This is a genomic window from Pantoea sp. CTOTU50773 (assembly GCF_032082325.1).
GTDB classification, from domain to species: Bacteria; Pseudomonadota; Gammaproteobacteria; order Enterobacterales; family Enterobacteriaceae; genus Pantoea; species Pantoea communis.
In genome coordinates this window covers 1-15,575 of record NZ_DAMDQC010000100.1, presented here as the reverse complement: position 1 = coordinate 15,575, position 15,575 = coordinate 1, and the positions used below count along the sequence as shown (strand labels likewise).

Genomic DNA, 15,575 nt, shown 5'->3' with positions numbered 1-15,575 from the left:
CGCGGCGGTAGAAGCGGCGCGTGCCGGTGAGCAGGGGCGTGGTTTCGCGGTGGTGGCTTCTGAAGTGCGTAATCTGGCGCAGCGCAGTGCTAACGCGGTGAAAGAGATTGCGGCGCTGATTGAGGAGTCGAGCCAGCGTGTCGGCAGCGGTGTTCAGCTGGTGCAGGACGCCGGTAAGACGATGCAGGAGATGACCCAGGCAGTGAATTCAGTGCGGACTATCATCGGTGAGATCGTGGTGGCATCCGATGAGCAGGCGCGCGGTATCAGCCAGGTCACCATCGCGGTGAATGAAATGGACGGCACCACCCAGCAGAACGCCGCGCTGGTGCAACAGATGTCGGCGGCGGCCAGTTCGCTGGAAGATCAGGCGGCACAACTGGCACAAACGGTGGGACGTTTTCAGTTGAGTTGAGCCAGCCGTCTGCGTTGCATACCTTGTCACAACGGGCCGCGCCTTATAACGTAAGGCGCGGCCTTGTGCTATTTGCTCATGGCCGACAATGACTTCCACACATCGGGAACCCTCATGAATCGCCAGCAACTGTTCGAACACATCAGCCAAACCTACCAAATTGAACCCGACTATCCGTGGAAAAAACACAGTTAATACGCGGTACTGCGGCACCCTCGCCATCGTAAATGGTTTGCGCTGGTGTTCCCACTGGAGAGCCACAAACTCGGATTGGACGCAGGCCCGGTGGTTCAGGTGATGAATATCAAAACCCGTCCCGAACTCGCCGGTTCACTGCGCCAGCAGCACGGCGTCTATCCGGCTTATCACATGAACAAAGAGCACTGGATCAGCCTGACGCTGGAAAATGGCTTGCCGGATAGCGAGATCATCGCACTGCTGGATGAGAGCTTTAGCTTAACGTTTTAGGTTTTCGCGCCAGGATGACATTGAGCGGTGACATCGGGAACGGCTGCATCCGTAGGACGCGCTCAATATCAAATCCTGCCTGCCGCAATTCCTCGCACAGCACACCCTCATTCGTGACGTTGTAACCTCGCATCATTAACGGGGTAAAAAATGGCAGTACCTGCCGTGCTTCCTCTGGCTGCTCAGGGACTTCTGCATGGGCGCTGAGCAGCAATCCGCCTGGCTTTAAGCGTGTGAACCACTCGCGCAGCATCGCCTGTCTGTCCGCCATAAAGTAAAGAAACGATGAACTCCAGATAATGTCCACCTGACGCCCTTCAGGCAATTTCGCCAGCGCGCAACCGCGATCGCTCAGGCCGGCTTTTTCGATATTGCGCTGTGCAACGGTGGAGGTTTGAGGCAGGTCAAGCACGATCACCGAAAGCTGCGGAAAGCGTTGCGCTAACGCAATGCTGATCAACCCCGGACCGCCACCCATATCCAGCAGTAGCGCCGGACGCTGAAAATCTGCCAGGGTATCAGCGATTGCGCAGGCGGTGTCCGCGCTCAGCGCACGCTGTTCCTGGGCGATTTGATGCAAGGCGGCATCCGCCCACGCGGTATCGATTTGCAAAGGATCCTGCCAGCCGGGTTCCGCCTGCGTCAGCAGTTGTGGCATCCGCTGAGCGAACTGCTGTAACACCTGATGACGATAGCGCCAGGCGTCACCGATATAGCGGCGACTGTCGTGACACAGATAAGTGTGCACATCGGGTGCCAGCACAAAGCAGCCAGCTTCATGCGTGAGCAGTTCGGTGCTCCATAACAGGCGTAACAGATGATAGGTCTGATGCGGCTGCCAGTCATAATGTTGAGCGACTTGCGCAGCGGTGGCAGGTAACGCCAGAAAATCAAACAAGCGGTGTTCAAATGCCAATGCCACCGCGCCGTTGAGGGCGTGCTGAGCCAGCAGATGATCGAGGGTAGGAAGCGGTGAACGCATAGCAATCTCCTGAACAGGTAACGTGAACATCAGACTAGCCTTTGGCGTAAATGCAATTTATTCTCATTTGTCTGCGAGACGGTGATTTAACTCTGCGAAAGGAGAAAGGATGCAAAAGCCTGGTGAAATGCGTGTGCGCCAGCATCAACTGTCGCGAGAGATGCGCATGGTGCAATCGGATTACTGGCCCGTGCAGGCACTCTGCGAGTCTTCAAAACCGTCTAACGAGCAGCCACAGCTGGTGCTGACTTTTGGTGTGCAGGGAGAATCGCGCTTTCGGGAAAGCAACGGACGTGAGATCGCTTTCAGCGCCGGGCATCTCACCGTGACCAGTTTTCAGGCCAGCCAGGGCGAGCGTTTGTATCGCGCGGGTGAGCGGGTGCAACAGGTGCGCCTGATTCTCAGTGCGGCGAATGTGCGCCACTATTTTGGCGAACAGGCTGCAGAAGGATTGTTGCAGCCTCAGCTTAAGCGCCACCTTTTTAGCCGTTTCGGCCACGCCACCGCGGCGCAACTCAGCCAGGTGCATGAGGATCCGTTGTTACTGGAAATTCAGGCGCTCAGCCTGTTGGCGTTGCATCGTCATCAGCTTCAACCCACTACTACTCAGCACAAGCTACATCCTCAAATGGTTGAACGGCTGGAACAGGCACGCGACTGGATGCGCAATCATCTGGCTGATGCTTTCTCGCTGAGTGCGCTGGCGCTGGCGGCAGGGTTAAGTGACTACCAGTTGAAAACAGGGTTCCAGCAGCATTTTCACTGCACGCCTGGCGCGATGTTGTTGCAGATGCGCATGGAGCACGCGTATCGCTTGCTGGAGGAGGGATTTCAGGTGGCTCAGGCGGCATGGCAGGTGGGATATCAACATCCGCGCAATTTTAGCGTCGCGTTTCAACGCTATTTTGGGCGCCCGGCCAGCGCGATTACCGGGCGCAGAAAGCAGGATTAGCGTGAACGACGAGACGGCATCATGCGCAGTAAGGTGTTGTCTTTGAATAAATAATGATGCGCCAGTGCCGCAACGGCATGAATACCAATCAGCCAGTAGCCGTAAGGGGCGAGTGTTTCATGCCAGTCTGCAATGCTGTCAGCAAAATCAGGATCGGGATCGCCGCTCACCGGCATCGGAATACCAAAAATCCACCAGGTGCGGCCCATATAGAAGCGCGACAAAATGCCGAGAATCGGCAACACAATAAAGAACAGGTAGATCGCCAGATGCATCAGGTGCGCCAGGCCGGTTTGCCAGTGTGGCGGTTTAGGGACTATCGCCGGGCTGCGATGACGAAAGCGCAGAATGACGCGTGACAGCATCAGCACCAGTACACAACTCCCTGCGCTGAAATGACCAATGATCATGGCAAAGCCCTGCCAGGATCCGCGCGTCGCTAATCCGCGAAATTCCATGGTGCAATAGGCCGTGACGACCAACAAGAAAGTCAGCCAGTGGAGAAAAATCTGCGAAGGGGCGTATTTGGTGCTCATCATTTATTCCATCAAAAGGCGTAGCAGAAGCGCTAACATAGCGGAAAGCGTACTGAATTAATTCATATTTTGACACATCCCCCGACGAAATGCTTACCGCTGGGCTTCCGATGTCTGCATCAGTTGGCTGAGTAAAGACTGCAGTTGCTGTTGCTGATCAGCACTCAGCGTTGCCAGTTGATCACGCTGTGTCTCAGTATGAACCAGCAGGGCTTGCTCAATCTTTTCACGTCCGGCATCGGTTAAGGCAACCAGCATGCTGCGTTTATCTTCAGGGTCGGCCACGCGCTGGATGGATCCCACTTCCTCAAGACGATTGAGCCGATTGGTCATGGCGCCAGAAGTAATCAGCAGCGATTTGTACAACTGCGTGGGTGAAAGGCAATAGGGAGGGCCCGCACGACGCAACGTAGCGAGCACATCAAACTCCCCATCGCGAAAATGGAAAGGAGCCAGTGCCTCCGCGCGCCGGGTGGCGAGGTGCTTCATGATGCGCAACATGCGGCCAAATATCGCCATTGACGAGGCATCCAACTCAGGCATGGCGTTGGCCCACTGCTCGATAACAAAATCAACGTGGTCGGTCATATTTCCCCTCGAATGTGTTGCTTAGTGCGCATCCCTCTATCGAAATGCCGCAAAGTATCTTAACGTTAAGATACTTTCGACGCACATGGAGATGCAAAGTGACTCGTACCTTACCTGCTTTAGGCATGTTTGCTTTACTGGTTTTCATCATCGCAATGAATTTACGCCCGATCATGGCCGCTATCGGACCGCTGTTTCCGATACTGCAACGCAATCCCACCTCAACGCCACGCAACTTAGTTTACTCACCACCTTGCCGGTGGTGATGATGGGGTTGTCTGCCCTGGCGGGGCCGTGGTTGCTGCGTTGCGTTGGTGAGGTTCGCGGCATCGCCGCCGGTTTGATTCTTTTGGCGTTAGCTTGCCTTGTACGCGGTGCTGTCCCAACAGCTGAGATGCTGATTGCCAGTGCGCTGGTGGCGGGCATTGGCATAGGCTTAATTCAGGCATTGATGCCGGCGCTGATTAAACGGCACTTTGCTGCACAGGCCGGCACGCTAATGGCACTGTTTACTACCGGAATTATGGCGGGCGCAGCGCTGGCAGCCGCAACGGCCGCCCCGTTGGCGGATGCGCAGGTGTTGGGCATGGCGCTTGCCATACCCGTTGTGCCCGCGATTGTTGCGGTACTACTGTGGTTAATCACGTTTCGCCACAGCGTTTCTGCTGCGAATACTCAGCGCGTTAAACCCGTACGAACACGCCGTAGTGGGTTGCTTATGGTGTTCTTCGGAATTGGTACAGGGGCTTACACGCTGGTGCTGGCCTGGTTGCCGCCGTTTTATATGCAGCATGGTTGGACGCCGCAGCACAGCGGCTATGTGCTCGGTGCACTGACGCTAACGGAAGTGGTGGCGGGCTTTATCGTGTCGGGCTTGATTCATCGCTTCCGTGACCGCCGTTTTCCGCTGTTGCTGGTGCTGACCTTCTTGCTGCTGGGATTAATCAGCCTGATATGGCTGGGCGGCGCGCTGGCCTGGTTGCCCACGGTGCTACTCGGATTGGGGATTGGTGCGCTGTTTCTGCTATCACTGATCGTGACGCTTGACCATGCGCATTCTCCGGAAGAGGCGGCGGGATTGTTATCCTTTGTGCAAGGCGGCGGCTATTTACTGGCCGCGCTGATGCCCTTGATGGCCGGTATTGTCCGCGATCGTGCCGACTCACTGGATAGCGCATGGGCCATTATGAGCGTCGGGATGGTGGTTTTGATGGCGATGGCATTGCGTTTTAAACCCCAGCGATAACCGGGCTTGTCTGCTTGCAGAAGGTACAAGGCAGCGCATACCATTGCGAGCGATTAACACAATCAGGAGCTTTTATGTCACCACAAGTGGGTGTAGGGGTATTGATTTTCCGTGAAGGAAAACTGTTACTGGGCCGCCGCAAGGGCAGCCACGGTGCAGGGGATTGGTCAGCACCCGGCGGACATCTGGAATTTGGTGAATCTCCGGATGAGTGCGCACGACGTGAAGTGCTTGAAGAAACCGGATTAACCCTGACCGAATTGCAAAACGGCGCATTCACCAGTGATGTGTTCCCCGAGGCCAACAAGCACTACATCACCTTACTGCTGGTGGCACATTACCCGCAGGGGGAACCGCAGTTGATGAAGCCGGAAAAGTGCGAAGGCTGGCAGTGGTTTGCACCTGAAGCCTTGCCGCTGCCGCTGTTCGCGCCGCTGCGCACATGGATTGCTCGCGATGGCTTAGCCGCGTTGCAACAGCTTGCACAGGTTACAGCGCGATAATCGCCTCAATCTCGACTTTCAGATCCGGTGAGAACAGCTGACTAATTTGCACCAGCGAACTGGCGGGTAGATGATTGCCATAGTGCCTGAAGAGTACGGCCCGCAGATCATTAATCTGGGCAAAGGAGGTGATGAAAATGGTCACTTTAATCAGATGGCTCAGCGAGGTATTTTCGGAAGCCGCAATCAGGTGCAGCTGCTGAAAGATAGCCTCAGCCTGTGAGGCAATATCGCCTTGCTGCGCGGGTGTGGCAAAGGCTGTTAAACCTGAAACATATAAGGTGTCGCCATGCTTCACCGCGTGCACATATGGCGCTTTCACTTCGCCCAGTTCCGGGTAATTTTTGCGTATTAACATCGATTGCTCCTTAATCCAGTTTTAACACCATCACCGTGACGTCCTCATCGGCGATATTTCGCTGTTCCACGTCCTGCCAGCCAAAGCGGCGATACAAGGCCTGTTGGTCAGGTGTATACAGCCAAAGTGCAGGGATCGATTTTGCTCGCGCTTCGGCAATCAGGCGGGTCACTAATGCACTGGCCAACCCTTTGCCGCGATGTTCGCGAGCGGTGATCACTTCACCCAGCCAAAATTCACGCTCGGGGATGTCACTCAATTCGTAATGGATGATGCTGGCGGTGGCCATCAATTCGCCCTCGTGCGTGGTGGCAAACAGCGTCATCGTTTGGGCATCAGCGGCATTGCGTGATTGCAGCCGCTGGCGGATCACATCGCGGTCATGCCAGTTAGGTAGCTCGGACCATTCGCGGTGTAGCATGTCAGCAATTTCATCATGGAAATGTGACATCTGGGCCAGACAGTGTATCTGCATCCATCATTCTTCAAGGCTAACAGAGGAGTCAAACAACATAACCGTTAACCTCGAAAGGAACCAGGCTATTTGCCTGGTTCTTATGATTAGGTTGTCTGGTTGGCCAAAGCCACCGCATCTTCCCCGGCAGGAATGCGCATCGGTGCGTTGGGATCGGTTGCCGCTTGCCATATCGCGGCGGCGACATCTTCGGCTTTGGTGGTGGGCTGCGGTTGGTGCATGCCCGCCATAATCCCATCCAGCATCGGTTGGTAGGCGTCGAGGAAGGTTTGCTCCATGCGCGGCATGGCGTTCTTGCCGAAATCGGTGGTGGGCGCCAGGCCCGGCAACACCAGCCGCACATTAACATTAAACGGCTGCAACTCCAGCGCCAGTGATTCAGTGAACGCATTGACTGCGGCTTTGCTGCCGGTATACACCGCCAGCAGCGGCAGGGATTTCAGCGTCACGGTTGAGGTCACATTGATCACGGTACCGCCGCGTTTGGCGCGGAACTGAGGCAGCACCGCCTGCGTCATGGCGATGGTGCCCAGCGTGTTAGTCTCAAACACTTCGCGTACCGTGGACATCGGCATGCCTTCCAGGGAGGTCAGCACGCCTATTCCGGCGTTGTTCACCAGCACGTCGATCTCGCCTGCGTCAGCGATTGCCTGACTGATGCTTTCGGCGTTGCTGACGTCCAACGGCAACAGGCGCAAATTTTCCGAAGCCGGGAACAATTCCGGGCGAGGATGACGCATAGTGGCAATCACCTTCCAGCCGCGTTCCAGAAAATAGAGCGCGGTGGCGTGACCAAAGCCGGAAGAACAGCCGGTGATAAGGATCGTTTTCATCTTTCACTCCTGCATTGCATTGGGTAGATGCTCACTATAGAGTCAGCGAGATGGACTCACTACAATGCAAAGTCCATATTTCATTCGCAGGAGTCCATAATGATCGATCCCCTTGCTGAGATAGTGTCGCTGCTGCAACCTCAGGCGGCCTTTTCCAAACGAGCACGCGCCAATGGTCGCTGGCGCGTCAATCGCAGTGAAACCGGACAGCCGTTTTACTGCCTGGTACTGGCTGGGCGCAGTCAATTGAAGATGAAAGGGCATGAACCCCTCTCACTTGAGCAGGGCGATTTTGTCCTAATCCCAGCGGCGTGGGAGTTCTGCATGAGCAGTGCCGAGCCACCCGATGACGATGCGCCTGAAACACTACCCGAAATGCTTAGCCCCGGTGAATTCTGGATTGGCGATCAGCAGAAGCCTGCCGAAGTGCAAACGCTGATTGGCTATTGCCAGTTTGGTGCGCCTGACGCGGGATTGATCGTCTCGCTGTTACCCCAATTTATTCATATTCGCGGGGAGTCACGGCTGACCACACTGGTACAACTGGTGATGGATGAGTGTCGTGCGCAGCGTCCTGCTCGCCATGTGGTACTGGAACGCCTGCTGGAACTGCTGCTGATTGAGGCGCTGCGTTCGATGCCAATCTGTCATGCTTACCCTGGCGTGATGAGTGGTTTAGCCGACGAACGTCTGGCGGCGGCCATCCGCGACATGCACGCCAACCCGGCGCATCCCTGGACTGTGGCGCAATTAGCCAAAGTTTCCGCGCTATCCCGTTCGGCATTCTTTGTGCGTTTCCGCGCAGCAGTGGGCGTAGCGCCGATGGTTTATCTGCTCACCTGGCGCATGGCTTTGGCCAAAAATTTACTGCGCGGCAAAAATATGGCGGTAGCGGATGTCGCAGAACGCGTCGGCTATCGTTCCGCCAGCGCGTTTAGTGTGGCCTTCACCCGTTATGTGGGGCAACCGCCCGCATGGTTTGCCGCAGGTCAGGATATTTAGCGATAAAGCTTAAAATTACCTGTAAGGCTGGTGATTTTTTCTTAAGGGCCAATCAAGACAATTGCCACGAGCTCAATGTTGCCACTGTTCGCGCTGGCAATGCGCTCGCCGTATTCGTCATAGGTTTTGCAGGATTGCGCCAATGCGCTAAACGGCATGGTAACGATTTCGTCCTACGCGCGGCTCTTTATCCTGATAATCAGGAAGGACAGGTCGTTTGTGGAGCGATGCTGCATTAAAGTAAAGTCGTCTTAGGGTGCTGATACCGCTTTCATGGTAGAACCACTGTCCTGTATCTCCACAGGCATGAGACATGACCGGCATGTTCGGTCTAGAAATTCAAGTCCTCAGCTGCTTTAGGGTACTGATTAAAAACGCTGTTTAACCCGCAATGTACATTACCCATCCCATGATGCTTAAAGCAGATGTGAGAATATATCCCACACCTTCACCTGTCATATAGCGGCGCATGGTCATCTCAAATTGACCTACTTGGATTTTTTCGCGTTGTTCGTCATCAGTGGAGTTAAGGATGGTGCGAAAAGCCGCAATGCCATTGGTCATAAAAAGTGCGCAGACCGAGGCGATGGTAAGGGTAAGAACATCATGAATTTGCATTGGGGAGGCTTCTGCTCGTCAAATAATTGAGAGTTGATTTTAATGTGTTAGATTAATCGATTCAGTTCACATTTATCTATTATTGCTATCGCTGAAAGGTCCTTAATAGCGGCATCAACCAGGCCACTGTTAACAACATGGGTGTAATCCGCTGCACCTTTAACTCGCCCCTTTTTAAACATCTTGCTGATTTATTATCAGAAACTGACTTTGGAAAGGGAACTACCATCTTTTATGGCAGGCATCATCACTAAATGCCCGCAGCCCCGGATAGTCTGTTTTATATGCCATTCCTGCGAAGCCAGAGAGTTAGTGGAGTTTTTATACTTGACGCCATCACTCGCGTCATTATTTCGCCCCGAAAAAGCACCGTTGCGACGGCAGACAGGATCATCGTTTTAAATGATAGCAATGTGCCGGCTGGGATTAATTCATTCAAACAGGCGGCGCAGAGGTCGCCTGTATAATTGATGTATTACGCCTCTAACCCCGCATTATGCATCCCGCGGCGCAGCGTGAAGTTCACGCCCATGGTCAGCAGGGGATCTGGCGGATTCCACTCTGGCTTCAGCAGTGACAGCAGGTAATCAATGATATCGTTGCGCCACCGCCTGCGGCGCTGAAGGTTCGCCAGTGGCGGCGGATGCGCTGGTGGCCTTTAGCTGCAAATTAGTTAATACCGTTGACTGGCATACGCACGCGATATTTCTTGGCGCGGTGACCCACGTGGCGCACCCCAACAGCGATGGGCAACCGCTGTTGTATCACGACCGGGGGTTCCATCAACTCTCAGCGCTGTAACTTAAAGAACGGGAGGGCAAGTGCCTCCCGTTATGTTCAGGGCAACATAATTACCACATCAATTTCCAACAGCAATTCCGGTTCGGCGAGCGCAGAGATCTGAAACAGCGTGCTGGCAGGTAACTCAAGTCCTTCAAAGAAGCGCTGGCGTACCGGATGAATATGCGGCACCAGCGCCAGGTCGGTGACATAAGTGGTGGTACGCACAATCCAGTCACGCTGTGCCCCTAACCCCTCCAGGAGGCGATCGATATTGGCATATACTTGCTCGACCTGCTGCTGCATATCTCCAATGCCGACCACGTTTCCTTCTTCATCCCGCGCGACTTGCCCGGTCGGGAATACCGGCGTGCCGGGACGAATTTTGACGTGATTGTAATAGCTGCGCGCCTTTAAACCGGCGGGATTGATAATGCTCATAACGCTCCTTTACCCTGTTTCAATCGCGAATGTTTTCGCCTCAAGGCTACCACTCGTGCGCAGTGCCGGGTTTACGTATCCCGGCAACGCCGCGTTGCAGTCAAAGCAACACAGAGGCGGTTACAAACGCTTTTGTGACGCGGCATCAAACAGCATCGCGCGCGCATAATCCACCTCCACGGGAATGATATCGCCCGCTGTGGCACCAGATCGCTGGGTGGTGAAGAGCATCACCTCATGCCCGTATAAGTTGCCGTGAATCAGCTCGGATAACCCTGTGGGTTCCACAAGGGAAACTTCCAGCGGCAGCGCGTGTGCAGCGCCCGCTGAAGCCAGCGCTATGTTTTCAGGTCTGATGCCATAAATGACTTCACGACCTTCAGGCTGATTGGCCCATGCCGGGTTAGCGGGCAATAGCGCGCTGTCGCCGATGCGCACGCCGTTTGTTGTGACGACGCCATTGATAAAGTTCATGGACGGTGAACCGATAAAGCTGGCGACAAACTTGTTGGCTGGCGTGTCATACAGTTCCAGTGGTGTGCCGACTTGTTGGATAACTCCGTGGTTCAGCACCACAATCCGGTCGGCCAGCGTCATCGCCTCAACCTGATCATGCGTGACATACACGATAGTGTTGTTCATCTGCTGATGCAGGCGTTTAATCTCGACGCGACTCTTGCCGCGCAGTTGTGCATCCAGGTTGGAGAGCGGTTCATCCAACAGAAAGACCTGCGGCTGGCGCACGATCGCGCGTCCCATCGCCACACGCTGGCGCTGGCCGCCGGACAGTTCTTTGGGACGACGATCCAGCAGATGTGAAAGATTAAGGATATCCGCCGCTCGCTTCACTTTCTCCTCAATCTCCGCACGCGGACGTTTCTGGATTTCGAGGCTAAAGCCCATGTTGCGTGCCACCGTCAGGTGCGGGTAGAGCGCATAACTCTGAAACACCATTGAGATATCACGATCTTTCGGGGCGACATCATTCATCAGTCGTTTTCCGATGCGGAGATCGCCGCTACTCGCCAGTTCCAGACCCGCAATGGTGCGCAGTAAGGTGGATTTGCCACAGCCGGACGGCCCGACCAACACCACGAATTCACCATCGTTAATCGTGAGGTTGATATCGCGCAGGACTTCAACATTGCCGTAGCGTTTGTCGATCTGCGCCAGTGTAATTTCTGCCATGTTTACCCCTTAACCGCGCCAGCGGTCAGACCCTGAACCAGATAACGTTGAATAAAGGCGAAGAACAGACAGGCAGGAATCAGCGCCATTACGGCGGCTGCCATCATTTCACCCCATGAAACGGCAAATTTGGAGACGAAGCTGAGTAAGCCCACCGGGAAAGTCATCACTTCGTTTGTGTTTATCAGCATTAGCTAGAACAACAGTTCGCTCCATGCAGCGGTAAACACGAAGCCGAGCGTTGCCGCCATTCCCGGTAACGTCAGCGGAACCAGTACCCGATACAGCGCCTGAAAACGTGTGCAGCCCTCCAGCATCGCAGACTCTTCCAGATCTTTGGGGATGGCATCAAAGAATGACTGCATCAAAAAGGTGGCAAACGGGACGTTAAAGGCGGTGTAAATCAAGATCAGGCCCAGCAGACTGTTGGTCAGGCCGAGCGGAGCCATGACGCGATAAATCGGGGCTATGATCATCACCAGCGGGAACATCTGCGTGAACAACAGCAGCGCCGCCATCACCATCTTGCCGCGAAAATGGAAACGCGAAAACGCATAACCGGCACCAGCTGCAATCAGCGTGGTCAGGAATGCGGTGCTGAACGAGACAATCAGGCTATTACTGAAGAAGGTGGGGAAATCACTGTCGGTGAGCACTTTTTGGAAGTGGCCTAAGGTGAAGCCGCCCGGCAACAGTGTGACGCCCTGACTGAACAGCAATTGATCCGGCGTGACCGAAATCTTAATGATCCAGTAGAGCGGAAACAGGGCAAACAGCAGATAGACGCCAACACTCAGGCGATGGCCAATCATCGGGAGCAGTTTCATTTCGCCTCCTTATTTCAACAGTTGATGACGAATGCGCAGCAGAACCAGCGCGTAGCAGGTCATCAGCAGTAACAGAAACACCGCCATTGCCGAGGCATAGCCAAAATCGAGTTTGCGATAAGCGGTGGTAAAGATGTAGCTGGAGAGAATCGAGGTGGATCCAGCAGGGCCACCGTCGGTCATCACCACGATCAGATCGGCAAAGTTGGCGATCCAGATGGTGCGCAGCATCACGGTAATGGCGATCATCGGCGCGAGGAAGGGCAGCGTCACGCGACAGAATTGTTGCCAGCCGCTGGCGCCGTCAATCGATGCCGCCTCGTACAAGTCTTTGGGGATCGATTGCAAGGCGGCCAGCAGGGTAATGGCAAAAAACGGAATACCAAACCAGACGTTAGCAATGATCGGTCCCCACATGGCCAACTGAGGATCGGACAAGATATTGTATGGCTCGCTCAGTAATCCGAGGTCGCTCAGCCACTGTGGCAACGGGCCGACCACCGGGTTAAGCAGCCAGGACCAGGTCAGGCCGGAGAGAAAGGCGGGCACTGCCCAGGGCAGAAACACCAGCGCCTGCACCCAGCGACGAAACCGAAACTCGCGGTTGAGCAGCAACGCTAACGCCAGACCGAAGAAAAACTGCAACAGCAGTGAACTGAGCGTCCAGTTCAGCGTGTGACCGAGCGCTTTAAAAAAGCGCCGGTCGTCAAACATCTCGGCAAAGTTATCCCAACCCACCCACCCGCTATCCATCGGATTGAGCAGATTCATGCTCTGAAACGCGTAGGAAATGCCGATCGCCATCGGCACAAAAATAAATAAGGCGATCAGCAACAGTCCTGGTGAAAGATAAAACCACGGCTCAGCCAGCCGCAGCCAGCGCGTGTAGCGCGGGCGCGGCGAGCGGGCATCAAGTGAAGTTTCTAGCATCATCATTGTTCTCCGCGCGATCGGTGATTACTGCGTGGCGAGCCAGCTTTTCTGCTCTTTGGTCAGATATTTAGCCCAGTCTTTCACCATGTCTTCGGTGTCGTTTTCGCCCAGCAGGGTTTCCTGGCTACTCTCTTTCACTATCACCGAGTTGAAGTAGCCCCAGCCTTTCAGGTGTGTCGGCATGGTCAAGGGCACATAGTTCGGATCGTTTAACTCTTTAAACCAGCCGGCAAACTGCGGTGTTTGATAGAAAGGATCCTGCTCTGCACCTTTATAAATCGGCAGGGTGCCAACAAATTTTGCCCATGCGAGGTTGTTGGTCTTATTACTCAGGAAGGTGATGAGTGGCCAGGCGAGATCTTTTTGTTTGCCCTGTTTAAACATCGCCCAGCCGGTATAACCAATGGTAGGGAAAGCTTTACCCGACGGTCCGACAGGCATCGGTGCAACGGCAAAATCATCGGCGGCCATGCTGTTTTTAATCGCAATCAGCGCATCGGGGTCTTGATCGAGCATGGCGCACTTGCCGGAATAGAAACCGGAGACGATTTCGTTAAAGCCCCAGTTCACACTGTCTTTTGGCGCGCCGCCTTGTTTGTACATGTCGACCAGCAACTGCGCCCCTTTAATCGCCCCTGGCTGAGTCAGAGTACTGTTGCCGGATTTATCGAAGAAATCCGGTGAGCCGTTCATTGCCGCCATAAACATCATCCAGGCGTTGGTGCCGCCGACGCCGCCGCGCATACAGTAGCCGCTGATGCCGTTACCCAACTGGCTGATGCGTTTAGCATCGCTGGCAAACTCATCCATGGTTTTTGGCGGCTCGCTCAATCCGGCCTGCTGGAAGAGTTTCTTATTCCAGAACAGGGCGCGCAGGTAGAAGCCGTAAGGGATCATGGTGGCTTTGCCATTGGCGGCACGCGCCATCGCCAGCGTTTTATCGGTTAACTGGGCGGTGCCATCCCAACTTTTCAGGCGCGGTTCCAGATCCTCCAGCATGTTGTTGCTGGCATACAGCCCTTGCCAGGTATCGGGCATTTCCACCACATCGGGCACTTGTCCGCTTTGCAGCATGGTGCCTAATTTCTCAAACGCCTGACCCCACGGCAGTGAGATCAACTCAATTTCCGTGCCGGGATGCTGGGTTTTGTATTCGGTCAGCATCTTCTGCAGCAGTTCAGTGCGGGGCGGGCTGGTAATCACTTCCACCACGGTTAATTTTGCCGCCATACTGCTGAGTGCTGAACCCAATCCAATGGCTAAAACCAGTGCGTTAATCGCAAAACGAGTCGTCATTGCAGCTTCTCCTGGGAGTGAGTGATTATGCGCGGGTTGCGGTAGCCAGCGCCTGTTGCAGGTCGTTCCAGAGGTCTTCGGTCTCTTCCAGACCAATCGAGATGCGGATCAAACGTGGCGAGACGCCGAAATCAACGGCTGAGTTAAATTCGCTGGCTTGATTGATGACTGAGATGGCGGGCATCACCAGACTTTCGAATCCACCCCAACTCACCCCCATATGGAAATAGTGCAAGGCGTTGCAGAAGGCGGGGATATCGATTTGTTCGGTCACTTCAAACGCAAACAGGCCACTGTAGCCGCGCAGCGATGACCAGGATTTAGGGGCCAAACCGGGATGACATACCGCCGTAACCTGTGGATGGGCACTCAGCTTTTGTGCCAGCTCCATGCCGCTTTGGTGATGCTGCTTCATGCGCAGGGGGAGCGTGCGCAGACCACGGATCAGCAATGAGGCTTCATGCGCCGATAGCTTGCCGCCGAGGAAGGGGCTGATGTGGCGTGAGATATTGCCGATGTGCTGTTGACTGGCAATGACCAGGCCGGCCACCACATCACTGTGCCCGCTGATGTATTTCGATGCCGAGTGCACCACGATGTCGATCCCACACAGTAACGGCTGCTGGAAAATCGGCGATGCCCAGCTGTTATCGATAATGGTGACCGCACCAGTATCACGCGCCAGCGTGGCCAGTTTATTCAGGTCCAACTCGCTCATCACCCAACTCACCGGACTTTCCAGGTAGAGCAGGCTGGCACCCGGCAGCGCGGCACGAATTGCCTCTTCATCATCACCATCGACGAACTCGGTGGTGATACCAAAACGCTGGCAGAAGCCACGCAGGAAGCGATACGTATCGGGATAGACGTGATTAACACACACCACTTTTGCGCCGGGTTGCAGCACGCTGAGAATGGCATTGCTGATGGCGGCCATGCCGCTGCCGAACGCCAGGCAAGCCTCGCCCCCTTCCAGTGCGGCAACTTTCTCCTGCAGCGCTCGGACCGTGGGATTATCGACGCGCGAATAGAGCGGTTGATCGCTTTCGCCACGGAAGCGGGCAATCATGCTATCGTAATCGCTGAAGGTGAACAGTGACGATTGGTAGATCGGCGGGGTGACCGCGCCTTTTT

Annotated in this window: 19 protein-coding genes and 3 pseudogenes; 7 read left to right on the top strand and 15 right to left on the bottom strand. The window is 54.9% G+C overall.

Annotation, left to right across the window (positions count from 1 at the left end):
• Together RT340_RS15490 and RT340_RS15485 are read left to right on the top strand one after the other, a co-directional pair.
• The coding region (locus RT340_RS15490) for a methyl-accepting chemotaxis protein (protein ID WP_313376948.1) at positions 1 to 415 on the top strand (415 nt) is incomplete at its 5' end.
• A 240-nt stretch (positions 416 to 655) separates the two neighbouring features.
• Positions 656 to 883, top strand: a complete 228-nt coding sequence (locus tag RT340_RS15485; protein ID WP_313376946.1) for an MmcQ/YjbR family DNA-binding protein — start codon at positions 656 to 658, stop codon at positions 881 to 883.
• On the opposite strand, the gene RT340_RS15480 is transcribed toward RT340_RS15485, so the two are convergent.
• Positions 867 to 1,865 carry a methyltransferase domain-containing protein gene (locus tag RT340_RS15480; protein ID WP_313376944.1) on the bottom strand — a complete coding sequence of 333 codons (999 nt, stop codon included), beginning with the start codon at positions 1,863 to 1,865 and terminating at the stop codon, positions 867 to 869. The two genes, RT340_RS15485 and RT340_RS15480, sit on opposite strands and share 17 nt — an antisense overlap.
• A gap of 109 nt (positions 1,866 to 1,974) precedes the next feature.
• On the opposite strand from RT340_RS15480, the gene RT340_RS15475 reads away from it, so the two are divergent.
• Positions 1,975 to 2,817 carry an AraC family transcriptional regulator gene (locus RT340_RS15475; RefSeq protein WP_313376942.1) on the top strand — a complete coding sequence of 281 codons (843 nt, stop codon included), beginning with the start codon at positions 1,975 to 1,977 and terminating at the stop codon, positions 2,815 to 2,817.
• On the opposite strand, the gene cybB is transcribed toward RT340_RS15475, so the two are convergent.
• Both cybB and RT340_RS15465 read right to left on the bottom strand, forming a co-directional pair.
• Positions 2,814 to 3,353, bottom strand: coding sequence for a cytochrome b561 (gene cybB / locus RT340_RS15470; RefSeq protein WP_034829799.1), 540 nt, complete (start codon positions 3,351 to 3,353; stop codon positions 2,814 to 2,816). The genes RT340_RS15475 and cybB overlap by 4 nt on opposite strands.
• 93 nt (positions 3,354 to 3,446) lie before the next feature.
• Positions 3,447 to 3,941 carry a MarR family winged helix-turn-helix transcriptional regulator gene (locus tag RT340_RS15465; protein WP_211729604.1) on the bottom strand — a complete coding sequence of 165 codons (495 nt, stop codon included), beginning with the start codon at positions 3,939 to 3,941 and terminating at the stop codon, positions 3,447 to 3,449.
• Positions 3,942 to 4,039: 98 nt separating this feature from the next.
• Between RT340_RS15465 and RT340_RS15460 the strand changes: the two are divergent.
• Positions 4,040 to 5,187: pseudogene (locus RT340_RS15460) on the top strand (MFS transporter).
• A 74-nt stretch (positions 5,188 to 5,261) separates the two neighbouring features.
• The gene (locus RT340_RS15455; protein ID WP_313376938.1) at positions 5,262 to 5,690 is read left to right on the top strand and encodes an NUDIX hydrolase; all 429 of its coding nucleotides are present in this window, start codon (positions 5,262 to 5,264) and stop codon (positions 5,688 to 5,690) included.
• On the opposite strand, the gene RT340_RS15450 is transcribed toward RT340_RS15455, so the two are convergent.
• The 3 genes from RT340_RS15450 to RT340_RS15440 all read right to left on the bottom strand — a co-directional run bounded on the left by RT340_RS15450 (position 5,677) and on the right by RT340_RS15440 (position 7,356).
• Positions 5,677 to 6,048 carry a RidA family protein gene (locus tag RT340_RS15450; RefSeq protein WP_211729606.1) on the bottom strand — a complete coding sequence of 124 codons (372 nt, stop codon included), beginning with the start codon at positions 6,046 to 6,048 and terminating at the stop codon, positions 5,677 to 5,679. The two genes, RT340_RS15455 and RT340_RS15450, sit on opposite strands and share 14 nt — an antisense overlap.
• 10 nt (positions 6,049 to 6,058) lie before the next feature.
• Entirely contained in the window at positions 6,059 to 6,523 is a 465-nt protein-coding gene (locus RT340_RS15445) for a GNAT family N-acetyltransferase (protein WP_097117875.1), read from the bottom strand.
• Positions 6,524 to 6,609: 86 nt separating this feature from the next.
• Positions 6,610 to 7,356 carry an SDR family oxidoreductase gene (locus RT340_RS15440; protein WP_211729607.1) on the bottom strand — a complete coding sequence of 249 codons (747 nt, stop codon included), beginning with the start codon at positions 7,354 to 7,356 and terminating at the stop codon, positions 6,610 to 6,612.
• A 99-nt stretch (positions 7,357 to 7,455) separates the two neighbouring features.
• On the opposite strand from RT340_RS15440, the gene RT340_RS15435 reads away from it, so the two are divergent.
• Positions 7,456 to 8,358, top strand: a complete 903-nt coding sequence (locus RT340_RS15435; protein WP_313376934.1) for an AraC family transcriptional regulator — start codon at positions 7,456 to 7,458, stop codon at positions 8,356 to 8,358.
• 41 nt (positions 8,359 to 8,399) lie between these two features.
• Here the strand turns inward: RT340_RS15435 and RT340_RS15430 are convergent.
• Together RT340_RS15430 and RT340_RS15425 are read right to left on the bottom strand one after the other, a co-directional pair.
• Positions 8,400 to 8,531, bottom strand: a pseudogene (locus tag RT340_RS15430) (DUF2000 family protein); the annotation flags it as partial.
• Positions 8,532 to 8,739: 208 nt separating this feature from the next.
• Entirely contained in the window at positions 8,740 to 8,976 is a 237-nt protein-coding gene (locus RT340_RS15425) for a hypothetical protein (RefSeq protein ID WP_097117877.1), read from the bottom strand.
• Positions 8,977 to 9,606: 630 nt separating this feature from the next.
• On the opposite strand from RT340_RS15425, the pseudogene RT340_RS15420 reads away from it, so the two are divergent.
• Positions 9,607 to 9,777 (top strand): annotated as a pseudogene (locus tag RT340_RS15420) (flavin reductase); the annotation flags it as partial.
• Positions 9,778 to 9,813: 36 nt separating this feature from the next.
• Here the strand turns inward: RT340_RS15420 and RT340_RS15415 are convergent.
• The 7 genes from RT340_RS15415 to RT340_RS15385 all read right to left on the bottom strand — a co-directional run.
• The gene (locus tag RT340_RS15415) at positions 9,814 to 10,197 is read right to left on the bottom strand and encodes a RidA family protein (protein WP_313376931.1); all 384 of its coding nucleotides are present in this window, start codon (positions 10,195 to 10,197) and stop codon (positions 9,814 to 9,816) included.
• 120 nt (positions 10,198 to 10,317) lie between these two features.
• Positions 10,318 to 11,385: a sn-glycerol-3-phosphate ABC transporter ATP-binding protein UgpC gene (locus tag RT340_RS15410; RefSeq protein ID WP_313376928.1), complete on the bottom strand. Its 1,068-nt coding sequence runs from the start codon at positions 11,383 to 11,385 to the stop codon at positions 10,318 to 10,320.
• A gap of 2 nt (positions 11,386 to 11,387) precedes the next feature.
• On the bottom strand, positions 11,388 to 11,576 hold the full coding sequence (locus RT340_RS15405) for a hypothetical protein (protein WP_313376926.1): 189 nt from the start codon (positions 11,574 to 11,576) through the stop codon (positions 11,388 to 11,390).
• 3 nt (positions 11,577 to 11,579) lie between these two features.
• The gene (locus RT340_RS15400) at positions 11,580 to 12,212 is read right to left on the bottom strand and encodes a carbohydrate ABC transporter permease (RefSeq protein ID WP_313376924.1); all 633 of its coding nucleotides are present in this window, start codon (positions 12,210 to 12,212) and stop codon (positions 11,580 to 11,582) included.
• A 9-nt stretch (positions 12,213 to 12,221) separates the two neighbouring features.
• Positions 12,222 to 13,148, bottom strand: a complete 927-nt coding sequence (locus RT340_RS15395; RefSeq protein WP_282996829.1) for a carbohydrate ABC transporter permease — start codon at positions 13,146 to 13,148, stop codon at positions 12,222 to 12,224.
• A gap of 21 nt (positions 13,149 to 13,169) precedes the next feature.
• The gene (locus RT340_RS15390) at positions 13,170 to 14,441 is read right to left on the bottom strand and encodes an ABC transporter substrate-binding protein (protein WP_160833818.1); all 1,272 of its coding nucleotides are present in this window, start codon (positions 14,439 to 14,441) and stop codon (positions 13,170 to 13,172) included.
• Between the two features lie 25 nt (positions 14,442 to 14,466).
• On the bottom strand, positions 14,467 to 15,575 hold a 1,109-nt coding region (locus tag RT340_RS15385; protein WP_313376919.1), incomplete at its 5' end, for a PLP-dependent transferase.